The sequence below is a fragment of the Klebsiella sp. EMBS2024 genome (assembly GCF_036233805.1).
Taxonomy (GTDB): Bacteria; Pseudomonadota; Gammaproteobacteria; order Enterobacterales; family Enterobacteriaceae; genus Klebsiella; species Klebsiella pneumoniae.
This window is the reverse complement of sequence record NZ_JAZARW010000001.1, coordinates 1351110-1372070: the sequence shown is the minus strand read 5'-3', so window position 1 is coordinate 1372070 and position 20961 is coordinate 1351110. Positions and strand designations below refer to the sequence as shown.

Annotated in this window: 19 protein-coding genes; 14 read left to right on the top strand and 5 right to left on the bottom strand. The window is 62.5% G+C overall.

Annotated elements, in window-relative coordinates; genetic code table 11:
• The first annotated feature begins 335 nt into the window (after positions 1-335).
• From xthA to VZP09_RS06165, 8 genes are all read left to right on the top strand, one after another.
• Positions 336-1142 (top strand): exodeoxyribonuclease III, encoded by an 807-nt coding sequence (gene xthA, locus VZP09_RS06200; RefSeq protein WP_002901486.1) that lies wholly within the window; start codon positions 336-338, stop codon positions 1140-1142.
• Positions 1143-1355: 213 nt separating this feature from the next.
• Positions 1356-2012, top strand: a complete 657-nt coding sequence (locus tag VZP09_RS06195; RefSeq protein ID WP_083565158.1) for a TVP38/TMEM64 family protein — start codon at positions 1356-1358, stop codon at positions 2010-2012.
• Positions 1999-2709 (top strand): TVP38/TMEM64 family protein, encoded by a 711-nt coding sequence (locus VZP09_RS06190; protein ID WP_004151923.1) that lies wholly within the window; start codon positions 1999-2001, stop codon positions 2707-2709. Before VZP09_RS06195 ends, VZP09_RS06190 begins: the two co-directional genes overlap by 14 nt.
• Complete coding sequence (locus tag VZP09_RS06185; RefSeq protein ID WP_032432915.1) at positions 2706-3266, top strand: carboxymuconolactone decarboxylase family protein; 561 nt, start codon at positions 2706-2708, stop codon at positions 3264-3266. The genes VZP09_RS06190 and VZP09_RS06185 overlap by 4 nt, the downstream gene beginning before the upstream one ends.
• Positions 3267-3268: 2 nt before the next feature.
• Positions 3269-4447 (top strand): ABC transporter substrate-binding protein, encoded by a 1179-nt coding sequence (locus VZP09_RS06180; protein WP_328794961.1) that lies wholly within the window; start codon positions 3269-3271, stop codon positions 4445-4447.
• The gene (locus tag VZP09_RS06175) at positions 4420-5955 is read left to right on the top strand and encodes an ABC transporter permease subunit (protein ID WP_328794960.1); all 1536 of its coding nucleotides are present in this window, start codon (positions 4420-4422) and stop codon (positions 5953-5955) included. Before VZP09_RS06180 ends, VZP09_RS06175 begins: the two co-directional genes overlap by 28 nt.
• Positions 5955-6587, top strand: a complete 633-nt coding sequence (locus tag VZP09_RS06170) for an ATP-binding cassette domain-containing protein (RefSeq protein WP_004176522.1) — start codon at positions 5955-5957, stop codon at positions 6585-6587. Before VZP09_RS06175 ends, VZP09_RS06170 begins: the two co-directional genes overlap by 1 nt.
• A 93-nt stretch (positions 6588-6680) precedes the next feature.
• Positions 6681-7988 (top strand): sulfurtransferase, encoded by a 1308-nt coding sequence (locus VZP09_RS06165; protein ID WP_277451067.1) that lies wholly within the window; start codon positions 6681-6683, stop codon positions 7986-7988.
• 51 nt (positions 7989-8039) lie between these two features.
• Here the strand turns inward: VZP09_RS06165 and VZP09_RS06160 are convergent, their stop codons facing one another.
• Positions 8040-8663 carry a CDP-alcohol phosphatidyltransferase family protein gene (locus tag VZP09_RS06160; protein ID WP_002901398.1) on the bottom strand — a complete coding sequence of 208 codons (624 nt, stop codon included), beginning with the start codon at positions 8661-8663 and terminating at the stop codon, positions 8040-8042.
• 86 nt (positions 8664-8749) lie between these two features.
• Between VZP09_RS06160 and VZP09_RS06155 the strand changes: the two genes are divergently transcribed.
• Together VZP09_RS06155 and gdhA are read left to right on the top strand one after the other, a co-directional pair.
• Entirely contained in the window at positions 8750-9160 is a 411-nt protein-coding gene (locus tag VZP09_RS06155; protein WP_004176525.1) for a pyrimidine (deoxy)nucleoside triphosphate diphosphatase, read from the top strand.
• 182 nt (positions 9161-9342) lie between these two features.
• Positions 9343-10686, top strand: a complete 1344-nt coding sequence (gene gdhA, locus VZP09_RS06150) for an NADP-specific glutamate dehydrogenase (RefSeq protein ID WP_004176526.1) — start codon at positions 9343-9345, stop codon at positions 10684-10686.
• A 43-nt stretch (positions 10687-10729) separates the two neighbouring features.
• Here gdhA and VZP09_RS06145 read toward each other — a convergent pair whose 3' ends face one another.
• The 3 genes from VZP09_RS06145 to selD form a co-directional block, all read right to left on the bottom strand.
• Entirely contained in the window at positions 10730-11710 is a 981-nt protein-coding gene (locus VZP09_RS06145) for an NAD(P)H-quinone oxidoreductase (protein ID WP_004148066.1), read from the bottom strand.
• 179 nt (positions 11711-11889) lie between these two features.
• A complete protein-coding gene (locus tag VZP09_RS06140; protein WP_328794959.1) occupies positions 11890-13836 on the bottom strand; it encodes a DNA topoisomerase III in 1947 nt (648 codons plus the stop codon).
• A gap of 4 nt (positions 13837-13840) precedes the next feature.
• Entirely contained in the window at positions 13841-14884 is a 1044-nt protein-coding gene (gene selD, locus VZP09_RS06135; RefSeq protein WP_004176528.1) for a selenide, water dikinase SelD, read from the bottom strand.
• A 225-nt stretch (positions 14885-15109) separates the two neighbouring features.
• On the opposite strand from selD, the gene phoC reads away from it, so the two are divergent.
• Positions 15110-15856 carry an acid phosphatase PhoC gene (phoC, locus tag VZP09_RS06130; protein WP_002901387.1) on the top strand — a complete coding sequence of 249 codons (747 nt, stop codon included), beginning with the start codon at positions 15110-15112 and terminating at the stop codon, positions 15854-15856.
• A gap of 735 nt (positions 15857-16591) precedes the next feature.
• On the opposite strand, the gene VZP09_RS06125 is transcribed toward phoC, so the two are convergent.
• A complete protein-coding gene (locus VZP09_RS06125; protein ID WP_004176531.1) occupies positions 16592-17143 on the bottom strand; it encodes an NAD(P)H nitroreductase in 552 nt (183 codons plus the stop codon).
• A gap of 165 nt (positions 17144-17308) precedes the next feature.
• On the opposite strand from VZP09_RS06125, the gene sppA reads away from it, so the two are divergent.
• The 3 genes from sppA to pncA form a co-directional block, all read left to right on the top strand.
• Entirely contained in the window at positions 17309-19162 is a 1854-nt protein-coding gene (sppA, locus tag VZP09_RS06120; RefSeq protein WP_087791451.1) for a signal peptide peptidase SppA, read from the top strand.
• A 138-nt stretch (positions 19163-19300) separates the two neighbouring features.
• The gene (ansA, locus tag VZP09_RS06115; protein ID WP_328794958.1) at positions 19301-20320 is read left to right on the top strand and encodes an asparaginase; all 1020 of its coding nucleotides are present in this window, start codon (positions 19301-19303) and stop codon (positions 20318-20320) included.
• A gap of 9 nt (positions 20321-20329) precedes the next feature.
• Positions 20330-20961, top strand: a 632-nt coding sequence (pncA, locus tag VZP09_RS06110; protein WP_162964339.1) for a bifunctional nicotinamidase/pyrazinamidase, incomplete at its 3' end; no start/stop codon positions are given.

Sequence of the window (20961 nt, the reverse complement as noted above, 5' to 3'; positions counted from 1 at the left end):
TGCATAAATCGGATGAGATAACGCAGAATCAATGAGTTACAGTCGAACGCTATTCACATAAAATGCATATTTAGTGAATAAGTATCCGACAAAGGGGGATAAACAGTGATTAAAGAAGATAAATTATGCAACGGTAAGATATAATTCTGTAATTGTGATCCTCTGCGAAATTTATCGTAGCTATTTGCCCTTTTTTGGCGCGGCATGCCCGCAAAAGGGGCACCCACGGCACGCTCATGCGCAGCGATTGGCAGAATGACGCATCCGGTGGCAGCCAGCCTGGCGAATTTCTGCTACCATCCCTGCACTATTCACCTTGCACAGTGGCAGCGACTATGAAATTCGTCTCTTTTAATATCAACGGCCTGCGTGCCCGCCCACACCAACTGGCCGCCATCGTCGAAAAACACCAGCCGGACGTGATTGGCCTGCAGGAAACCAAAGTTCACGACGACATGTTCCCTCTCGAAGAGGTCGCCAGGCTCGGCTATAACGTCTTTTATCACGGGCAGAAAGGCCATTATGGCGTCGCGCTGCTGACCAAAGAGACGCCGATTGCCGTCCGCCGCGGTTTCCCGGACGATGGCGAAGAGGCTCAGCGCCGCATCATCATGGCGGAGATCCCGTCGCCCTTCGGCAACGTCACAGTGATTAACGGCTATTTCCCGCAGGGTGAAAGCCGCGATCATGAAACCAAATTCCCGGCCAAAGCGGCGTTCTATCAGAATCTGCAGAACTATCTGGAGACCGAGCTCAACAAAGAGAATCCGGTGCTGATCATGGGCGATATGAACATCAGTCCTACCGATCTGGACATCGGTATCGGTGAAGAGAACCGCAAACGCTGGCTGCGCACCGGCAAATGTTCCTTCCTGCCGGAAGAACGGGAATGGATGGACCGCCTGCTGGGCTGGGGCCTGGTGGATACCTGGCGTCAGGCTAACCCCGACAATCATGAGCATTTCTCGTGGTTTGATTACCGCTCCAAAGGCTTCGACGATAACCGTGGGCTGCGCATCGATCTGCTGCTGGCCAGCCAGCCTCTGGCGCAGCGCTGCGTGGAAACCGGGATCGATTACGAGATCCGCGGGATGGAAAAACCGTCCGACCACGCGCCGGTGTGGGCCACCTTCCGGCCATAATTCACGCCCTTCTCTCGCCTCCCGCTGTGCGGGGGGCAGAATTTCCTGAGCAAAATCAACAAAGCGACGGTAAACCATTGTGACGGTCGTCGGAACAGGATACTGTCGCGCGCACTTTTTTATGTCCACTGCGTCCAGACTGTACAGGAGCACCTCTCATGCAAAAGAAGCCGTCATCCGGCCATTGGTAAAGGGCTGGGACTTCTCGCGCTGGTGGCCACGCTGGCCGTTATCAGCCACCGCGTCGGTCTCCACGATCTGCTGACTCACCTGCATCTGCTTCAGGACACCCTCCGCCATCAGGGCGCCTGGGGATATCAGGTCTATGCTGCGCTGTTTATCATTGCCACCCTGTGTCTGATCCCCGGCAGCCTGCTGGTGATCGCCGGCGGGATGCTCTTCGGCCCGCTAACAGGCTCCCTGCTCTCGTTTGCCGCCGCCACCCTCGCCTCTTCGCTGTCGTTTTTAATCGCCCGCTGGCTTGGACGCGATCTGCTGCAGCGCTATGTGGGCCATACCACCGTCTTTCAGGCGATTGAGCGCGGTATCGCCCACAGCGGCTGCGATTTCCTGATCCTCACCCGCCTGGTGCCGCTCTTTCCCTACAATATTCAGAATTACGCCTACGGCCTGACGGCGATCCGCTTCTGGCCCTTTACCCTGATCTCGGCCGTGACCACCCTGCCGGGTCTGGTCATCTATTCGGTGATGGCCAGCGAACTGGCCCGCGAGGGGGTGACCCTCGCCTTCGCGCTCAAGCTGAGCCTCGCCGGCGGGCTGCTGTTTGCCCTGGTGCAGATAGGTAAACGGTTTGCCCGCGCCCGTCGCGTGGCGGCGTGCAGTGAGGAGGTGCGCCATGACCCAACCTGATCGCCGTCACCTCCGCCGCGCCCGGCTGGCCCTTGCCGTCGTGGTCGCCGCCGCTCTGGCCGCCTGGCTGTGGTTCCCTGGCGGGCGTACCTTTCTGCAGCAGAGTCTGACGGCGTTAGCCTCCCTGGATCCGCAGCAGGTCAGAGGGTTTATCGCCGCCTGGGGGCCGCAGGCCGCGCTGGTCTCATTTGCGCTGATGATCCTCCAGGCGATCGTCGCTCCGCTGCCGGCTTTCCTGATTACCCTGGCGAACGCCGCCCTGTTCGGCGCCTTCTGGGGCGGGGCGCTGTCGTGGTTCAGCGCTATGGTCGGGGCCGGGCTCTGCTTCTGCATCGCCAGAGCGCTGGGGCGCGAAGTGGTGGAGAAACTCACCGGCCGCGCGGTGCTGCGCAGTGCCGACGGCTATTTCACCCGCTTTGGCCCGCAGACGATCCTGGTCTGCCGCCTGCTGCCGTTTGTCCCGTTTGACCCGGTCAGCTATGCCGCCGGACTAACCTCGCTGCGCTTCTGGCCCTTTATGCTGGCCACCGGCGTGGGCCAGCTCCCGGCGACTATCGTTTATTCCTGGGCCGGGAGTCTGCTCACCGGGGGCACCTTCTGGCTGGCCACCGGGCTTTCGCTGCTTTTTGCCCTGGCGGTGGTCATCTCTATCGCCAAAAATATTTACCGTGAACGTCATAAGAGATCGTCGCCATGAGCTTACCCCCGCTGGATTCTGTCCCCCTGATCCTTCGTCCGCAGGTGTGGCTGCACCGCCGGCATTACGGCCAGGTGCTGAGCCCCATTCGCTGGTGGGGTCGGATCCCGTGGCTGTTTTACCTGGTTTCGCTGTTCGTGGGCTATATTGAACGCCGCCGCTCGCCGCTGGATCCGGTGCTGCGCTCGCTGGTCAGCGCCCGCATCGCCCAGCTGTGCCACTGCGAATTCTGTATCGATATCACCAGCATGATCCTCGCGGCGCGGAGCGGTAGCCAGGACAAGCTGCTGGCGGTCGCCGACTGGCGCAGCAGTACGCTGTTCAGCGAAAAAGAGCGCCTGGCGCTGGCCTATGCCGAAGCCGCCACCCAGACGCCGCCGGCGGTGGATGATGCCCTGCGTAGCGCGATGGCCGCGCATTTTGACGCCCGGGCGCTCACCGAGCTGACCGCCCTGATCGGCCTGCAAAATTTATCAGCGCGGTTCAATGCCGCGATGGCGATCCCGGCTCAGGGGTTGTGCCAGATACCCACCTCTTCCTCGCAGAATAAGGAGTAACGATGCGCCGTTTGCGTGATTACAGCCTCTGTCTGTGCCTGCTGCTGCTCTGGCCGCTGGCGGTTAATGCCGACGACAGCTGGCGGCAGATTCAGACGGAAGCCCGCGGACAGACCGTCTGGTTTAACGCCTGGGGCGGCGACCCGGCCGTCAATCGCTATCTGGCGTGGGTCAGCGAAGAGGTCAAACGCTATTACGCAATCGACCTGCGTATTGTGCCTGTCGCCGACGCCGCCGACGCAGTGAAACGCATCCAGACCGAGGCGCAGGCCGGTCGTCGCCAGGGCGGGTCAGTGGATCTGCTGTGGATCAACGGCGAAAACTTTCGCACGCTTAAGCAGGCCGATCTGCTGCTCACCGGCTGGGCCGAATCGCTGCCCAACTGGCGCTATGTCGATCAGCAAAAGCCGGTACGGGAAGATTTTTCTGTCGCCACCGAGGGCGCGGAGTCGCCGTGGGGCAGCGCCCAGCTGACGTTTATCGCCCGCCGCGGGCAAACGCCGCAGCCGCCCACCAGCCCGCAGGCCCTGCTGGCCTTCGCCAGAGCCCATCCGGGCAGCGTAACCTACCCGCGGCCGCCGGACTTCACCGGTACCGCCCTGCTGGAGCAACTGCTGATCGCGCTCACCGACCAGCCAGCCGCCCTGCGCCAGCCGCCGCAGCCGGCGACCTTCGCGGCGGTCACCGCCCCGCTGTGGCGCTATCTCGATGCGCTGCACCCGGCTCTGTGGCGGGCGGGCAAGGATTTCCCGGCGTCGCCGGCGCGGATGGACGCCATGCTCAACCAGGGCACCCTCCGCCTGTCGCTGACGTTTAACCCGCTGCACGCCCGGCAGAAAGCCGCCAGCGGCGAATTACCGACGGACAGCTACAGCTTCGGTTTTACCGCGGGGACCCTCGGCAACGTCCATTTTGTTACCATCCCGGCTAACGCCCGCGCTGTCGCTGGCGCCAAAGTAGTGGCCAATTTCCTGCTCTCCCCTGAGGCGCAATTGCGCAAGGCCGATGCCGCCGTCTGGGGCGATCCGAGCGTACTGGATCCGCAGCGTCTGCCTGACGGCCAGCGCCAGGCGCTGGCGGCAGCCCTGCCGCAGGATCTGCCGCCGGTGCTTGNTGAGCCTCACGCGGCATGGGTTGACGCGCTGGAGCAGGAATGGCTGCGCCGCTACGGTACACACTGATCCTGCTGGCCTGGGGGGCGATGGCGGCGATCTATCTGCCGCTGTTCCCCGCCGCCGGGGAACTGGTGGGCGCTGCGCGCTCCCCGGCCCACTGGCGTGCGCTGTTCGCCGACCCGCAGCTGGGCCAGGCGCTGGCCGCCACCCTCGTCTCCACGCTGTTGTCCGTCGGCGGCGCGCTGCTGATCGCCCTGACCATCGTCGCCGCCCTCTGGCCTTCGGCCCGCTGGCGGCGGCTGGCTTCCCGTCTGCCGCTGCTGCTGGCGGTGCCCCATCTCGCCCTGGCGACGGCGGCGCTGCTGCTGTTCGCCGAAGGGGGCTGGCTCTGGCAGCGGCTGCCGTTTCTGACGCCGCCGGTTGACCGGTACGGCATCGGGCTTGGCCTGACGATGGCCCTGAAAGAGAGCGCCTTTGTGCTGTGGGTGATCTATGGCCTGCTGGGAGAGAAACGCCTCGCCGACCAGGCGACCGCCCTGAAGAGCCTCGGCTACGGCCGCTGGCAGTGCCTGCGCTGGCTGGTGCTGCCCGCCCTGCTGCCCGCCCTCGGCATGGTGCTGCTGGCCACCACCGCCTGGAGCCTGTCGGCGGTAGACGTCGCCCTGGTGCTGGGGCCCGGCAATCCGCCCACCCTCGCCGTGCTGGNGTGGCAATGGTTAAGCCAGGGCGATGAGCTGCAGCAGGCCAAAGGGGCGCTGGCCAGCCTGCTGCTGATGGCGATCCTCGGCGGGCTGGCGCTGGTCGCCTGGGGCGGATGGCGGCTACAGCGCCAGTACCAGCCCGATCTGCGCGGTGTTCGTCACCCGCATCCTCATGCCCTGCCCGGCCGCCTGCTGGCGGCGCTGCTGCCGCTGAGCGGTCTGCTGGGCGCGCTATTGCTGGCGGGGCTGGCGCGCTCGGCGCCGCCGCAGATGGATGCTCTGGGCAACAGCCTTGGGCTGGCGCTGGCGGCCTGCGCCCTCGGCGCGGCTGTCTGCCTGCTGTGGCTGGCCTGCGGCCCGGCGCGAGGCGATGGCTGGGTCTGGCTACCGCTGGTCCTGCCGGCCCTGCCGCTGGCCGACGGCCAGTACCGGTTGGCGCTGTATGCCTGGCTTGACGGTGACTGGTGGACCGTCCTGTGGGGCCATCTGCTGTGGGTGGTGCCCTGGATGCTGTTTATTTTGCGCCCGGCCTGGCGCCAGCGCGATCCGCGGCTGACGGTTGTCGCCCGCACGCTCGGCTGGGGATCCACGCGTATTTTCTGGTTGCTGACCCTGCCTTCGCTAACTCGCCCACTGCTGACCGCCCTGGCGGTGGGCTTCTCAGTGAGCATCGCGCAGTATCTGCCAACGCTATGGCTGGGGGCTGGCCGAATTCCGACGCTCACCAGCCAGGCGGTGGCGCTCAGCAGCGGCGGCGAGGCGCAGACGCTCGCCGCTCAGGCGCTGTGGCAATTACTGCTGCCGGCGGTATGCTTTACCCTGACCGCTCTGCTGGCCTGGCTGGCAGGCCGCTATCGACGAGGACTTCGCTAGTGCTAACCGTAAACCATCTGACCCTGAGCGTGAGACGCCAGCCGCTGCTGCGGGAGGTCGCCTTTTCGGTAGCCCCGGGGGAGGTGCTGACGCTGATGGGCCCCTCCGGTAGCGGGAAATCAACGCTGTTTGCCTGGATGATTGGCGCCCTGTCCGGCGATTTTCGCGCCCGAGGCGAGCTGTGGCTCAACGAACGGCGTTGCGATACGCTGCCGACAGAGCATCGGCGCATCGGCATTCTGTTTCAGGACCCGTTACTGTTCGACCATTTCAGCGTCGGGCAAAATTTACAGCTGGCGCTGCCGGAGAACGTGCGCGGCGAGGCGCGAAAAACCGCGGTGGAGGAAGCGCTTAGCCGCGCCGGGCTGGCGGGCTTCGCCCCGCGCGATCCGGCCACGCTCTCCGGCGGGCAGCGGGCGCGGGTGAGCCTGCTGCGCGCCCTGCTGGCGCGCCCCGAGGCATTGCTGCTTGATGAGCCCTTCAGCCGCCTGGATGCCAGCCTGCGCGCCGGGTTCCGCCGCTGGGTCTTTGAAGAACTGGCCCGCCAGGCCATTCCGGCGATCCTGGTGACCCACGATCGCGAGGACTGCCCGCCGACGGGGCGCTGCCTGGCGATGGAGCGCTGGCAATGAAGGACAATAGCGTGCAAACCTGCGTTACCGCAAAGAAATCGGCGCCTGGCGAGTGGAGAATACGCCCTCCACTTTTTACCGTCGGGCATTTCGATGAAACGTGTTTCTCAATTGACCGCACTCGCCCTGCTCATGGGGCTTGCTGCTTCCACTACCTGCGCCGCTGAAACCATGCCAGCGCTCACTCTCTCCCACCTGCAACAGCAGCACGGCGTGGCCATCGACACCCGGCTGAGCGCTTATTACAACGGCTGGCCGCAGCGCGCCAACGGCCCGGAAGGCCATGAGCCGCAGGCCCTCAATCTTTCCGCCCGCTGGCTCGGCGCCATGAGCGACGATCAGCTGCGCGCCTGGGCTAAGCAGCACCAGCTCCAGTCCGATACCCCCATCGCGCTGTACGGCAGCCCGGAGGATAACGTCAGCGTCGCGGCGCGGCTGAAACAAACGGGTTTCACCCGGCTCAGCACCCTGAGCGATGCGCTGAGCCAGACCGACCGTCTGCAAAAGCTGCCGCACTTTGAACAGCTGGTCTACCCCCAGTGGCTGCACGACCTACAGCAAGGGAAAGCGGTCGTCGCCGCCCCGGCAGGCGACTGGAAAGTGTTTGAAGCCGCCTGGGGAGCGCCGAAGCTCTATCTGCTGAGCCATATCCCTGGCGCGGGCTATATCGATACCAATGAGGTGGAGAGCGAACCGCTGTGGAATAAAGTGTCCGACGCGCAGCTGAAGGCGATGCTGGCGAAGCACGGCATCCGGCATGACACCACGGTGATCCTCTATGGTCGCGACGTCTACGCCGCAGCGCGGGTGGCGCAGATCATGCTGTACGCCGGGGTCAAAGACGTGCGCCTGCTTGACGGCGGCTGGCAGACCTGGTCCGACGCCGGGCTGCCGGTAGAGCGCGGTATGCCGCCGGCGCAGCAGCCGGCGCCTGATTTCGGCGCGCCGATCCCCGGCCAGCCGCAGCTGATGCTGGATACCGAACAAGCCCGCGGGCTGCTGCATCGTCAGGACGCCTCGCTGGTCAGCGTCCGCTCGTGGCCGGAGTTTATCGGCACCACCAGCGGCTACAGCTATATCAATCCGAAGGGCGACATCGCTGGCGCCCGCTGGGGCCACGCCGGGAGCGACTCCACGCACATGGAGGATTTCCATAACCCGGACGGCACCATGCGCAGCGCCGACGATATCGCTGCCCTGTGGCGCCAGTGGAACATTCTGCCGAGCCAGCAAGTGGCATTCTATTGCGGGACCGGCTGGCGGGCCTCGGAAACCTTTATGTATGCCCGCGCCATGGGCTGGCCGCACGTCGCGGTGTACGACGGCGGCTGGTACGAATGGAGCAGCAACCCGCACAATCCGGTGGCCCGCGGAGAGCGCGGCCCGGAAAGCAGTCAGTAACTCGCCCCGCCTCAGCGCGTCGCCCTTTGTCGGCGACGCGCGATACCCCGTTTACGCTGTGGTCGTTACCCGCTTTAAGGTCTGGTAGCCACTGCAGATGCGCGTCGCCGTCGTCAGCCAGCACAGCGCGCCAAACAGCCACGCCAGCCAGGCGAAATGCGCCGGAAACAGGCAGCCGAGGACAAACAACAGGATGGTCTCCGTCCCCTCCGTCAGTCCCCCGAGATAGTACAGCGATTTATGGGCGTAGCCGGGATTGGCGATCTGGTGCCTGGCCGCCAGGGCGGCAAAAGCGAGAAAGCTGCTGCCGGTGCCGATAAAGGCAAACAGCAGCCAGCCGCCCGCCAGGGCATTGTTCAGCGGATCCGCCAGAATAAAGCCGAACGGCACCAGGGCGTAAAAGAGAAAATCCAGCGCAATATCGAGAAAGCCGCCCGCGTCCGTGAGCCCGCGCCGCCGCGCCAGAGCGCCGTCCAGGCCATCCAGCAGGCGGTTAAGGAGAATGGCCGCCAGCGCCGCGCCATACCACCCCAGCGCCAGAAAGGGCAGAGCCAGCACGCCGATGGCAAAACCGACCAGCGTCAGCCCGTCCGGTGAGATGCCGGGGCGGTCAAGGGCGCCGGCGACAGCGTTTAGCAGGGGTTTAAGGCGCGGATGCAGGTGGCTATCAAGCACGAAGGTCTCCAGCAGGGTTGGCGGTTGTCAGTTACGGTCTATGGCGGTGATAATAGGCCATATTCGTCTTATTAACCTTGATGCTTATGCTAAAAATGATTGATGTTGTCGCCGCCATTATTGAACAGGATGGCCAGATTCTCCTGGCGCAGCGTCCGCCCCACGCCGACCAGCCGGGGATGTGGGAGTTCGCCGGCGGCAAAGTGGAGCCGGGTGAAAGCCAGCCGCAGGCGCTGGCCCGCGAACTGCAGGAGGAGATGGGCATCATCGCCCGCCCGGCTTGCTATATCGCTAGCCATCAGCGGGAGGTCTCCGGCCGCCGGATCCATCTGCACGCCTGGTGGGTGCCGCACTTTCAGGGCACGCCGCTGGCCCACTATCACACTCAGCTGCGCTGGTGCCTTCCCACAGAAGCGCTGGCCCTCGATCTCGCCCCGGCCGATATTCCTCTGCTGCACGCCTTTATCGCCCAGCGCCCCACCCTTTCCGTCCGCTGATCCGCCCGCCGCCTCGTCATCGCTTTTAGTTATGACGAGCGGGCAATTATAAATTTTGTTGTCGGCTCAATTTTTCCTTGCTTGCCTAAGGATTAGCGGTGTTATAGTCGGAAAATCGGTTTTTTCAAGGACCGAATCATAATAAATACATGCAACCACAACCATAAGGGGAACTGATATCTATGGATCAGACGTGCACTCTGGAAGGTTTTCTCACCCGCGTTCAACAGCGCGATCCTCATCAAACCGAATTTGCTCAAGCCGTCCGGGAGGTGATGACCACCCTGTGGCCTTTCCTTGAGGAAAATCCGCGCTATCGTCAGCTTGCTTTGCTGGAACGTCTGGTGGAACCGGAGCGCGTGATCCAGTTCCGCGTGGTGTGGGTGGACGACCGCAATCAGGTCCAGGTCAACCGCGCGTGGCGCGTGCAGTTCAACTCGGCCATCGGCCCGTATAAAGGCGGGATGCGTTTTCACCCGTCGGTTAACCTGTCGATTCTCAAATTCCTTGGCTTCGAGCAGACCTTCAAAAACGCCCTGACCACTCTGCCGATGGGCGGCGGGAAAGGCGGCAGCGATTTCGATCCTAAAGGCAAGAGCGATGGCGAAGTGATGCGTTTCTGCCAGGCGCTGATGACCGAACTCTATCGCCACCTTGGCCCGGATACCGACGTACCGGCGGGCGATATCGGCGTCGGCGGTCGCGAAGTCGGCTTTATGGCCGGAATGATGCGCAAGCTCTCCAACAACAGCGCCTGCGTCTTCACTGGTAAAGGACTCTCCTTTGGCGGCAGCTTGATCCGTCCGGAAGCCACTGGTTACGGCCTGATCTACTTCACCGAAGCGATGCTCAAACGTCACGGCCTCGGCTTCGAAGGCGCTCGCGTGGCGGTCTCCGGCTCCGGCAACGTTGCGCAATACGCCATTGAGAAAGCGATGGAGCTTGGCGCGCGGGTGGTGACGGCCTCCGACTCCAACGGCACCGTCGTTGACGAAGCGGGCTTCACCAAAGAAAAACTGGCCCGCCTGATCGACATTAAAGAGCGTGCCCACGGCCGCGTGGCCGATTACGCCCGCGAATTTGGCCTCACCTATCTTGAAGGCCAGCAGCCCTGGTCAGTGCCGGTGGATATTGCCCTGCCTTGCGCGACCCAGAACGAACTGGACGTCGATGCCGCCCGCCAGCTGATTGCCAATGGCGTCAAGGCCGTGGCGGAAGGCGCCAACATGCCGACCACCATCGCCGCAACCGACCTGTTCCTGGAAGCTGGCGTGCTGTTTGCCCCGGGCAAAGCGGCCAACGCCGGCGGCGTGGCGACTTCCGGTCTGGAGATGGCGCAGAACGCCGCGCGCATGGGCTGGAAAGCGGAAAAAGTGGATGCCCGCCTGCATCACATCATGCTGGATATCCACCACGCTTGCGTGCAGTACGGCGGCGAAGCGAAGCAGACCAACTACGTGCGCGGCGCGAATATCGCCGGTTTCGTGAAGGTTGCAGATGCCATGCTGGCCCAGGGCGTGATTTAACCTCCCCTAACTCCATCCCGGCGGCAGCCCGCCGGGATGCGTCTCACGACGTCATCGTGATCACCACTTTCCCCAGATGCTGACCACTGTCCAGACAGGCATGGGCCTCGGCAATCTCCGCCATCGGGTAGCTGGCGTAGATCAGCGGCTTGCATTTCCCTGCCTCAAGCAGCGGCCAGACGTGGCGGCGCAGCGCCTCGGCAATCTGCTGTTTCTCCGCTGGCGTCCGGCCGCGCATGGTCGAGCCGGTGACGGTGGCTCGCTTGAGCATCAGAGTCTGAATATCAACCTCATGAGCGATTCGCCCGCCCATAAAGCCGATGATGACCAGTCGTCCATCCTTTTTCAGTAGCCCAAGGTTGCGGTTAAAGTAAGGGCCGCCAACAATATCCAGAATGACGTCCACCCCTTCATCGTTGGTCAGCTGGCCGATTTTCTCGGCAAAATCATCGGTTTTGTAGTTAATCGCCGTAGCATAGGGACGTAGCGCAGCAATTTTTTCGTCCTGGCCGACGGTGGCATAGACGGTCATCCCAAGCGCGTGGCACAGCAGGACCGCGGTGGTGCCAATCCCGCTGGCGCCGCCGTGGACCAGAATGCTTTCGCCAGGCTGCAGCTTACCCAGCTGGAAGACGTTCGCCCAGACGGTGAAGAAGGTTTCCGGAATGGCGGCCGCTTCGCTAAAGCTGAGGCCCGCCGGGATCGGCAACGTCTGGCCTGCCGGCACGGCGCAGTATTCGGCATAGCCGCCGCCGTTGGTCAGCGCGCAAACGCGATCGCCGGGCGTAAACGCTGTGACCTGCGCGCCGACCTTAACAACCACGCCCGCCACCTCGAGGCCGGGCACGGGGGTGACGCCCTCAGGCATGGGATACAGACCCTGGCGCTGCAGAATATCCGGCCGGTTGACGCCCGCCGCCTTCACCTCAATGAGCACCTCATGCTCCCCGATGGTGGGGATCTCCCCTTCGCGGATCTGCAATACCTCCGGGCCGCCCGGTTGGCTGATAGCAATATATTTCACGGGTCCTCCTTATCGCCTGTGAGAGAAATGGGGCATCGGCATCAGGAAAAGCGCAGCGGGCATCCCCTGCTCAGGGGCCCCGCGTCCAGGCTCTTCCCGGCTGTTTAGTGTAGACCATTGGCCTGACTGGCGGAGAAGCGGTGGCCGCGGGATAACGCATCCTCGCGACCACCGGCGGGTTACTGCGGCGGCGGCGCGGTATCGTCTGCCGCTTTTTTGCCTTTCGGCTTCCCTTTACCTTTGCTGAACGACTTCTTCGCCCCGCCCGGCGCCACCAGGCCGCGGAACTGACGCACCGGCGTGCTGCGCGCCTGATCGATCAGTTGATACAGCGTCCCCACCAGCGGCTGCATAAAGTCCTGATAGCGGCACTGTTTCTCGCTGATCTGCGTCAACACCGACTCCCAGTGGGCGGTCATGTCCGGTCGCCCGGCCATCTCCGGCAGGGAATGAATGAGCGCCCTGCCGGCCTCCGAAGAGTGGATATAGCGCCCCTTTTTGCTCAGGAAACCACGCTTGAACAGCAGCTCGATAATCCCTGCGCGGGTCGCTTCCGTGCCGAGGCCGTCGGTGGCGCGGAGGATCTTCTTCAGATCTTTATCCTGCACGAAGCGGGCAATCCCGGTCATCGCCGACAGCAGCGTGGCGTCGGTAAAGTGGCGCGGCGGCTGGGTCTGACGCTCCACCACCTCGCCCCTCTCGCACAGCAGTTCATCGCCTTTGGCCACCACCGGCAGCGGCGTGCCGTCGTTCTCTTCATCGCGCTCTTTGCTGCCAAGCAGCGTCCGCCAGCCCGCCTCGGCCAGAAAACGCGCCTTGGCGACAAACTTGCCGTTGGCGATCTCAAGATCAATCTGGCATTTGCGGAACACTGCGTCAGGGCAGAACTGCATCAGATACTGGCGGGCGATCAGGGTGTACACCTTCGCTTCGTTATCGGTGAGCTTCACCTGGCNGCTGCGGGCGGTTGGGATAATCGCATGGTGCGCGTCGACCTTTTTATCATCCCAGCAGCGGTTGCGGATCTCCGGATCCACTACCGGCTGCGGCAGCAGGTCCGCCGCATGGACGGCAATCGCATTCAACACCGCATGGCGGCCAGCGAAGTGCTCTTCCGGCAGATAGCGGCTGTCCGAACGCGGATAGGTGATGAGTTTGTGGGTTTCGTACAGCTTCTGGCAGATATCCAGCACGTTCTGCGCGCTGAAGCCGAAACGTTTGGCCGCCTCAATCTGCAGCGCCGACAGCGAGAACGGCAGCGGCGCGGGTTCGGAATCGCGCTTATCGTTATAGCCGGTCACGATTGCCGGCTGGCCTTCGATGCGCTTAACCACATGCTCGGCCAGCGGACGATGCAGCAGGCGCCCTTCTTCATCCTGGTAAGGTTCGCAGGCTTCGCTCGGCACCCAGGTGGCGACAAAACGCTCCTCCTGCGGCGTGACGATATGCGCCTTCACGTCGAAGAAATCTTTGGCGACGAAATTTTCAATCTCTTCATCGCGACGGACCACCAGGCCAAGTACCGGGGTCTGCACCCGCCCCACCGAGAGCACCCCCTGATAGCCGGCGTTGCGCCCCAGCAGGGTGTAGGCGCGGGTCATATTGATGCCGTACAGCCAGTCGGCGCGGGCCCGCGCCAGCGCCGACACGCAGAGCGGCACGAACTCGCTGTTGGCGCGCAGACGGTTGATCGCCCGCTCCACCGCCTGCGGGTTGAGATCGTTAATCAGACAGCGCTGCACCTGCTGACGCTTCTCTGGCGCCAGCTGCAGGTAGTCGAGTACTTCGTCCACCAGCAGCTGCCCTTCTCTGTCCGGGTCGCCGGCGTGGATAACCTCCTCGGCGTCGCCGAGCAGGCGCTTGATGACATTCAGCTGTTTGGTGACCGAGGGCTTTGGCTGCAGCTGCCATTTCTCCGGCACAATCGGCAGATCGTTGAGATTCCACCGGGCATAGCGGCTGTCGTAGATGTCCGGCTGCGCCTGCTCCAGCAGGTGGCCGATACACCAGGTGACCACCTGCCCGTTGCCGCACTCAATATAGCCATCGCCTTTGCGGTGCGGTTTAGGCAACACATCGGCGATAGCCCGACCGAGACTCGGTTTTTCTGCAATAAACAACCGCATCGAATCAACGGATCTCGATCATGGGTCGCCCGCCGCGGGCGGTCACCAGCTCGCCGATGGCGGCCAGCTTAATGCCGAACTCCGCCGCNGCGGCCTGAACTTCCGCCTCCGCCTCCGGGGTCACCGCCAGCAGCAGACCGCCGGAGGTCTGCGGATCGCACAGCAGATCCCGCCACTCCGTCGGCATCTCGCCCATGAGATGGCCGTAGCTGGCAAAGTTGCGCCCGGTGCCGCCCGGCACCGCGCCGGCGGCGATATAGTCCTCCACCCCCGGCAGTTTTGGGATATCGGCATAGCGCAGCTGCGCCTGCACGCCGGCCCCGCGGCACACCTCGCTGAGATGGCCGAGCAGGCCAAAGCCGGTGACGTCGGTCATCGCCTTCACCCCGTCGATGGCGGCAAACGCGGCGCCGGCGAGGTTCATCTGGCACATGGTCTCCGTCGCTAACCCTTGATGCTCTGGCTTGAGCAGCGATTTTTTCTCTGCAGTGGTCAGTACGCCGATCCCCAACGGTTTGGTGAGATACAGTTTGCAACCCGCCTGGGCGGTGCTGTTTTTCTTGATGCGCTCGGTGGGCACCACGCCGGTGACCGCCAGACCGAAGATCGGCTCCGGGGCGTCAATGGAGTGGCCGCCCGCCAGCGCGATCCCCGCCTGCTGGCAGGCAAAGCGCCCGCCCTCCACCACTTCGCGAGCGATTTCCGGCGCCAGGGTGTTGATCGGCCAGCCGAGGATGGCAATCGCCATAATCGGTTTCCCGCCCATAGCGAAAATATCGCTGATGGCGTTGGTGGCGGCGATGCGGCCAAAGTCGAACGGGTTATCGACAATCGGCATAAAGAAATCGGTGGTGCTGACGATCGAGGTGCCATTACCGAGATCGTAAACGGCGGCATCATCGCTGGTTTCGTTGCCGACAAGCAGGTTTGGATCGACAAACTTCGCCTGCTCGCTATGCAGGATAGTTTCCAGCACTTTCGGGGAAATTTTACAACCACAACCGGCTCCGTGGCTGTATTGCGTTAAACGAATGGCTTGCTCGCTCATGGACATCTCCTGTCATTGCAATCCCGCTATGTTAGCGCCCAAACGCCAGGGTGGTAAGTACGACAGTCTGAAATCGCGTATGGTTGCTCATTAAGCAGACAAAAAGCCGTTTTTGCGAGACGCGACAATTTTTTCCCGACCATTTTCACTTTTACTTAAAGATGACAGAAATGTGACAGCACAGGACTGTCTTCTCTGGAATGATTATGACGTAAGGAAATTCTAATGAAAAAGCGTGTTCTTGCCCTTTGCCTGGCCAGTTTCTTCTCCGTTAACGCCTTTGCTCTGGTTCCCCCCGGGAACGATGTCACCACCAAGCCCGATCTCTACTATCTGACCAATGCCCAGGCCATCGACAGCCTGGCGCTGTTGCCACCACCGCCGGCGGTGGGCAGTATCGCATTTTTAAACGATCAGGCGATGTATGAGCAAGGACGTCTGCTGCGCAATACCGAGCGCGGGAAGCTGGCGGCAGAGGATGCCAACCTCAGCGCGGGCGGCGTGGCCAACGCCTTCTCCAGCGCCTTTGGTTCGCCGATCACCGAGAAAGACGCGCCGCAGCTTCACAAACTGCTGACCAATATGATTGAAGACGCCGGCGACCTGGCGACCCGCAGCGCGAAAGAGAAATACATGCGCATTCGCCCGTTTGCGTTCTATGGCGTCTCCACCTGCAACACCACCGAACAGGACAAGCTGGCGAAAAACGGCTCTTACCCGTCCGGGCATACCTCTATCGGCTGGGCCACCGCCCTGGTGCTGGCGGAGATCAACCCGCAGCGGCAAAACGAAATTTTGAAGCGCGGCTATGAGCTCGGCGAGAGCCGGGTGATCTGCGGCTATCACTGGCAGAGCGATGTCGATGCGGCGCGCATCGTCGGCTCCGCGGTGGTCGCTACGCTGCACACCAACCCGGCCTTCCAGCAGCAGTTGCAGAAAGCCAAAGATGAATTCGCGAAAAGGCAGAAGTAACGTCATCGCCGTTGCATTCCCGGATGCGGCGCCTGGCGCGTCTTGTCCGGGCTACAAAAACCGCGATTGATTCGAATGGTAGGGGTTGTAGGCCGGGTCAGGCGCGAGCCGCCACCCGGCATAGATGCGGCTCCGAGCCTGCTGCCATCGCCCGGCGGCGCTGCGCTTGCGCGGCCAGCCGGACGGTTCCCTCTCCCTCCGGGAGAGGGCCAGGGTGAGGGGAAGCACTGCAGTGTGGTTGTTTATGTTATCTGTGGCTTCAGCGTAGTTTGCGCTCCCGGTTAATCGTCTGCGTTATGTCACTCATGGCGCCGGGAGCGCACAGGGGGCGGCCAGTCGCCGCCGCCCCCTGTACCCCCGGGCTCCGGCCAGCAACATCGCCGCTGCGCGGTCCCTTCGACTTATCCCTGCAGGCTTCGGGTCTGGCCGAGGCAGCGTCCCTGCAAAACACGGCCCTCAGCCCGCATCCATGCGGGCTGCCCCGGCCTGCCGGGAACGTCTCAGCGATTTTGAGGCCGTCAGCACCGGCAGTTTCAGCAAGAAAAGTGAATAAATTAACGACAGGTCGTACGAACGTAGGCCGGGTAAGGCGCAGCCGCCACCCGGCACAAAATCGGCTCCGTGCCCGCTGTCCTTGCCCGGCGGCGCTGCGCTTGCGCGGGCCTACAGACAATCAGAGCCGGATGCGTTGGCCGGGTAAGGCATAAGCCGCCACCCGGCATAACACACGCGGACTCAGAATCGCGTCACAAACGGCGCGGTATCCGGCAGGGCAATGGTGGTTGAGGCTTTTAGCTGCGGCGTCCCCAGATAGAGGAAGCCGACAATTTTATCCTGTTCGCGGCACTCGAAGCCGGCCCGCACCACCGGACTCTCGGTCAATGCTCCGCTGCGCCAGATACCGTTGAATCCCTGAGCCAGGGCCGCCATCTGCATCGCCATCACCGCGCAGCCAGCGGACATCTCCTGCTCCCAGCGCGGCACCTTAGGGTGGTCTTCACAGCGCGCGACCACGGTAATAATCAGCGGCGCGCGGAACGGCGCATTGCGGGCTTTCTCAATTCCCTTCTCATCCTGGCCGGCCTCTCTGGCCCCTTTTTCCAGCAACTGGCTGAAGCGCTCGCGGCCGTCATCGGCGATAATAAAGAAGCGCCACGGCTGCAGGGTGCCATGATCCGGGGCGCGCAGCCCGGCGCGCAGAATGTTTTCCAGCTGTTCGCCCGCCGGGGCAGGTTCCGCCAGGCGGGAAGCGCTGCGGCGATTAAGCAGTAGATCGAGAGCATCCATCTGTATAACTCCTGTGATGTCATTTTTCATAAAATTAANATGCACAAGGATTTTGTTACAGCGCGGTCGGTGATTCCTGCTGACAACCGACGGCTCACTCTTTAGGATAGCCAGACGNGGNGGCCCCTGCGGCCTGCCCTTTTTAGATAACGTTAGGGAGAAGACATGCGAACCCTTTGGCGACTGATTGCCAGCTTTTTTAAATGGACGTGGCGGATACTCAACTTTATTCGCAAACTGGCCCTCAATGCGATCTTCCTGGTGCTGGTGCTGGTGTGTATCGGCATCTGGAGCCAGTTCAGCAGCACCACCAGCGAACATGCCGCGCGCGGCGCGCTGTTGCTGGATATTACCGGCGTGGTGGTGGATAAACCATCCGCCAGCAGCAAGCTCGGCGTGATTGGCCGCCAGCTGTTTGGCGCCAGCTCGGACCGTCTGCAGGAGAATTCCCTGTTCGATATCGTGCAGACCATTCGCCAGGCGAAGGATGACCGCAATATCACCGGTATTGTGCTGGATCTGAAAAACTTCGTCGGCGGCGACCAGCCATCCATGCAGTACATCGGCAAAGCGCTGCGCGAATTCCGCGATAGCGGCAAACCGGTGTATGCCGTCGGCAGCAGCTACAGCCAGGGCCAGTACTACCTGGCGAGCTTCGCCAACAAAATCTGGCTCTCGCCGCAGGGCGAGGTAGACCTGCACGGCTTCGCTACCAACGGGCTATATTACAAATCGCTGCTGGATAAGCTGAAGGTCTCCACCCATGTCTTCCGCGTCGGCACCTATAAATCCGCCGTCGAGCCATTCATCCGCGATGATATGTCCCCTGCCGCCCGCGAAGCGGATAGCCGCTGGATTGGCGAACTGTGGCAGAACTACCTCAACACCATTGCCGCCAACCGCCAGATCACCGCCCAGCAGCTCTTCCCGGGCGCCCAGGGCATTATCGATGGCCTGCGTAAGGTGGGCGGCGATACGGCGAAATATGCGCTGGACAATAAGCTGGTGGATGAGCTGGCGACCTCCACGGAAGTGGAAAAGGCGCTGACCAAACAGTTTGGCTGGAGCAAAGCGGATAACAATTACCGGGCGATCAGCTATTACGACTACAACGTGAAGACGCTGTCTGACCAGGGTTCCGCCATCGCGGTAATCTTCGCCAACGGCGCCATCATGGACGGTGAAGAGACCCCGGGCAACGTCGGCGGCGATACCACCGCAGCGCAAATTCGCGATGCGCGCCTCGATCCGAAAATTAAGGCCATCGTTCTGCGCGTAAACAGCCCGGGCGGCAGCGTAACCGCTTCGGAAATCATTCGTGAAGAGCTGGCGGCAGCCAAAGCCGCCGGTAAACCGGTAGTGGTCTCGATGGGCGGCATGGCGGCGTCCGGCGGCTACTGGATCTCCACCCCAGCGGATTACATCGTGGCGAACCCAAGCACCCTCACCGGCTCCATTGGCATCTTTGGGGTGATCAACACCGTGGAAAATACCCTCGGGTCGATTGGCGTCCACACCGACGGCGTCGCCACGTCGCCGCTGGCGGATGTCTCCAGCACCAAAGCGCTGCCGCCGGAAGTGCAGCAGCTGATGCAGTTGAGCATTGAGAATGGCTATCAGCGCTTTATCACCCTGGTGGCTAACGCCCGTAAGAGCACGCCGGAGAAAATCGACCAGATCGCCCAGGGCCACGTCTGGACCGGGGAAGATGCTAAAGCCAACGGCCTGGTCGACAGCCTCGGCGACTTCGACGACGCGGTGGCCAAAGCCGCCGAGCTGGCGAAGCTGAAAACCTGGCACCTCAATTACTATCAGGAAGAGCCGACCTTCTTCTCGATGATGCTGGATAGCCTGACCGGCTCGGTACGCGCCTCGCTGCCGGCGGCCATTCAGGCCTGGCTGCCTGCGCCGGTCGCCGCGGCGGCCGAGACGGTGAAAGCGGAGAGCGACAAGCTGGCGGCGTTTAACGACCCGCAGAATCGCTATGCCTTCTGCCTGACCTGCGCTAACATCCGTTAATACGCAGCGGCTGCCCCGTCTCCCGGGGCAGCCTTTTTCCCTCTCCTGCCAACACTGCCACAAAGCCCGCGACCGACGCTGTATTTTTTCCTGCGTCTCTTTATACTGCGCCTGTCTACGACCAACCTAAGCGATGCTATGCAAAAAAAATCGATTTACGTTGCCTACACCGGTGGGACCATCGGTATGCAGCGCTCTGAACACGGCTATGTACCCGTTTCCGGCCATCTGCAGCGTCAGCTGGCGCTGATGCCGGAGTTCCATCGTCCGGAGATGCCGGACTTCACGATCCATGAATACCATCCGCTGATGGATTCATCCGATATGACCCCCGAGGACTGGCAGCACATCGCCGACGATATCCGCAGCCATTATGAGGAGTATGATGGCTTTGTGATCCTCCACGGAACCGACACCATGGCGTTTACCGCCTCGGCGCTGTCGTTCATGCTGGAAAACCTTGGTAAGCCGGTCATTGTGACAGGGTCACAAATCCCGCTGGCCGAGCTGCGTTCCGATGGTCAGATTAACCTGCTCAACGCCCTGTACGTCGCCGCCAACTATCCGATTAACGAAGTGGCGCTGTTCTTCAACAATCGACTGTTCCGCGGCAACCGCACCACCAAAGCCCATGCCGACGGCTTCGACGCTTTCGCCTCGCCAAACCTTGCCCCGCTGCTGGAGGCCGGGATCCATATTCGCCGTCTCGGTACTCCGCCGGCGCCGCAGGGCAGCGGAGATCTTATCGTGCACCCCATCACTCCGCAGCCGATTGGCGTGGTGACGATTTACCCCGGCATCTCCNCCGACGTGGTGCGCAATTTTCTGCGCCAACCGGTGAAAGCGCTGATCCTCCGCTCCTATGGCGTCGGCAATGCCCCACAGAATGGCGAGTTTATTCAGGTGCTGGCGGAAGCCAGCCAGCGCGGTATTGTGGTGGTCAATCTGACGCAGTGCATGTCCGGAAAGGTGAACATGGGCGGCTATGCCACCGGCAACGCCCTCGCCCAGGCGGGGGTCATCAGTGGTTTCGATATGACAGTGGAAGCGACGCTGACCAAGCTACACTATCTGCTTAGCCAGCAGCTGGACGTTGACGCCATTCGCGCGGCGATGCAGCAAAATCTGCGTGGCGAACTCACCCCCGACGAGGCTTAAGGAGGACGTATGGCACATCGAGCGCTGTTACTGGTTGATTTGCAGAACGACTTTTGCGCCGGCGGCGCGCTGGCGGTTCCTGAAGGCGACAGTACCGTCGACGTAGCCAATGCGCTTATCGACTGGAGCCTGGCGCGCGGCGAGCCCATCGTCGCCAGCCAGGACTGGCATCCGGCGGATCACGGCAGCTTCGCCAGCCAGCACCAGGTGGAACCCTACACCGAGGGCGAGCTGGACGGCCTGGCGCAAACTTTCTGGCCGGATCACTGCGTGCAGCACAGCGAAGGCGCGGCGCTGCATCCGCTGCTCAAGCAGCAGGCGATCGCCGCTGTGTTCCACAAAGGGCAAAACCGGATCATCGACAGCTATAGCGCTTTCTTTGACAACGGTCACCGGCAGAAAACCGAACTGGACGGCTGGCTGCGTGGTCAGGGGATCGTGGAGCTGACCGTTCTCGGCCTCGCCACCGATTACTGCGTTAAGTTCACCGTGCTGGATGCCCTGGCGCTGGGCTACGCGGTCAACGTCATCACCGACGGCTGTCGCGGCGTAAATCTGCAGCCGCAGGACAGCAGCCAGGCGTTTATGGAGATGGCCGCCGCGGGCGCCACGCTCTATACCCTCGACGACTGGCGGGAAAC

What these genes read in the sequence shown, in the direction of transcription:
- VZP09_RS06125 (WP_004176531.1), bottom strand. Translation starts at nt 17,143, where the DNA reads ATGGATGCTCTCGATCTACTGCTTAATCGCCGCAGCGCTTCCCGCCTG.
- xthA (WP_002901486.1), top strand. Translation starts at nt 336, where the DNA reads ATGAAATTCGTCTCTTTTAATATCAACGGCCTGCGTGCCCGCCCACAC.
- VZP09_RS06165 (WP_277451067.1), top strand. Translation starts at nt 6,681, where the DNA reads ATGAAACGTGTTTCTCAATTGACCGCACTCGCCCTGCTCATGGGGCTT.
- VZP09_RS06155 (WP_004176525.1), top strand. Translation starts at nt 8,750, where the DNA reads ATGCTAAAAATGATTGATGTTGTCGCCGCCATTATTGAACAGGATGGC.
- phoC (WP_002901387.1), top strand. Translation starts at nt 15,110, where the DNA reads ATGAAAAAGCGTGTTCTTGCCCTTTGCCTGGCCAGTTTCTTCTCCGTT.
- VZP09_RS06190 (WP_004151923.1), top strand. Translation starts at nt 1,999, where the DNA reads ATGACCCAACCTGATCGCCGTCACCTCCGCCGCGCCCGGCTGGCCCTT.
- VZP09_RS06185 (WP_032432915.1), top strand. Translation starts at nt 2,706, where the DNA reads ATGAGCTTACCCCCGCTGGATTCTGTCCCCCTGATCCTTCGTCCGCAG.
- gdhA (WP_004176526.1), top strand. Translation starts at nt 9,343, where the DNA reads ATGGATCAGACGTGCACTCTGGAAGGTTTTCTCACCCGCGTTCAACAG.
- sppA (WP_087791451.1), top strand. Translation starts at nt 17,309, where the DNA reads ATGCGAACCCTTTGGCGACTGATTGCCAGCTTTTTTAAATGGACGTGG.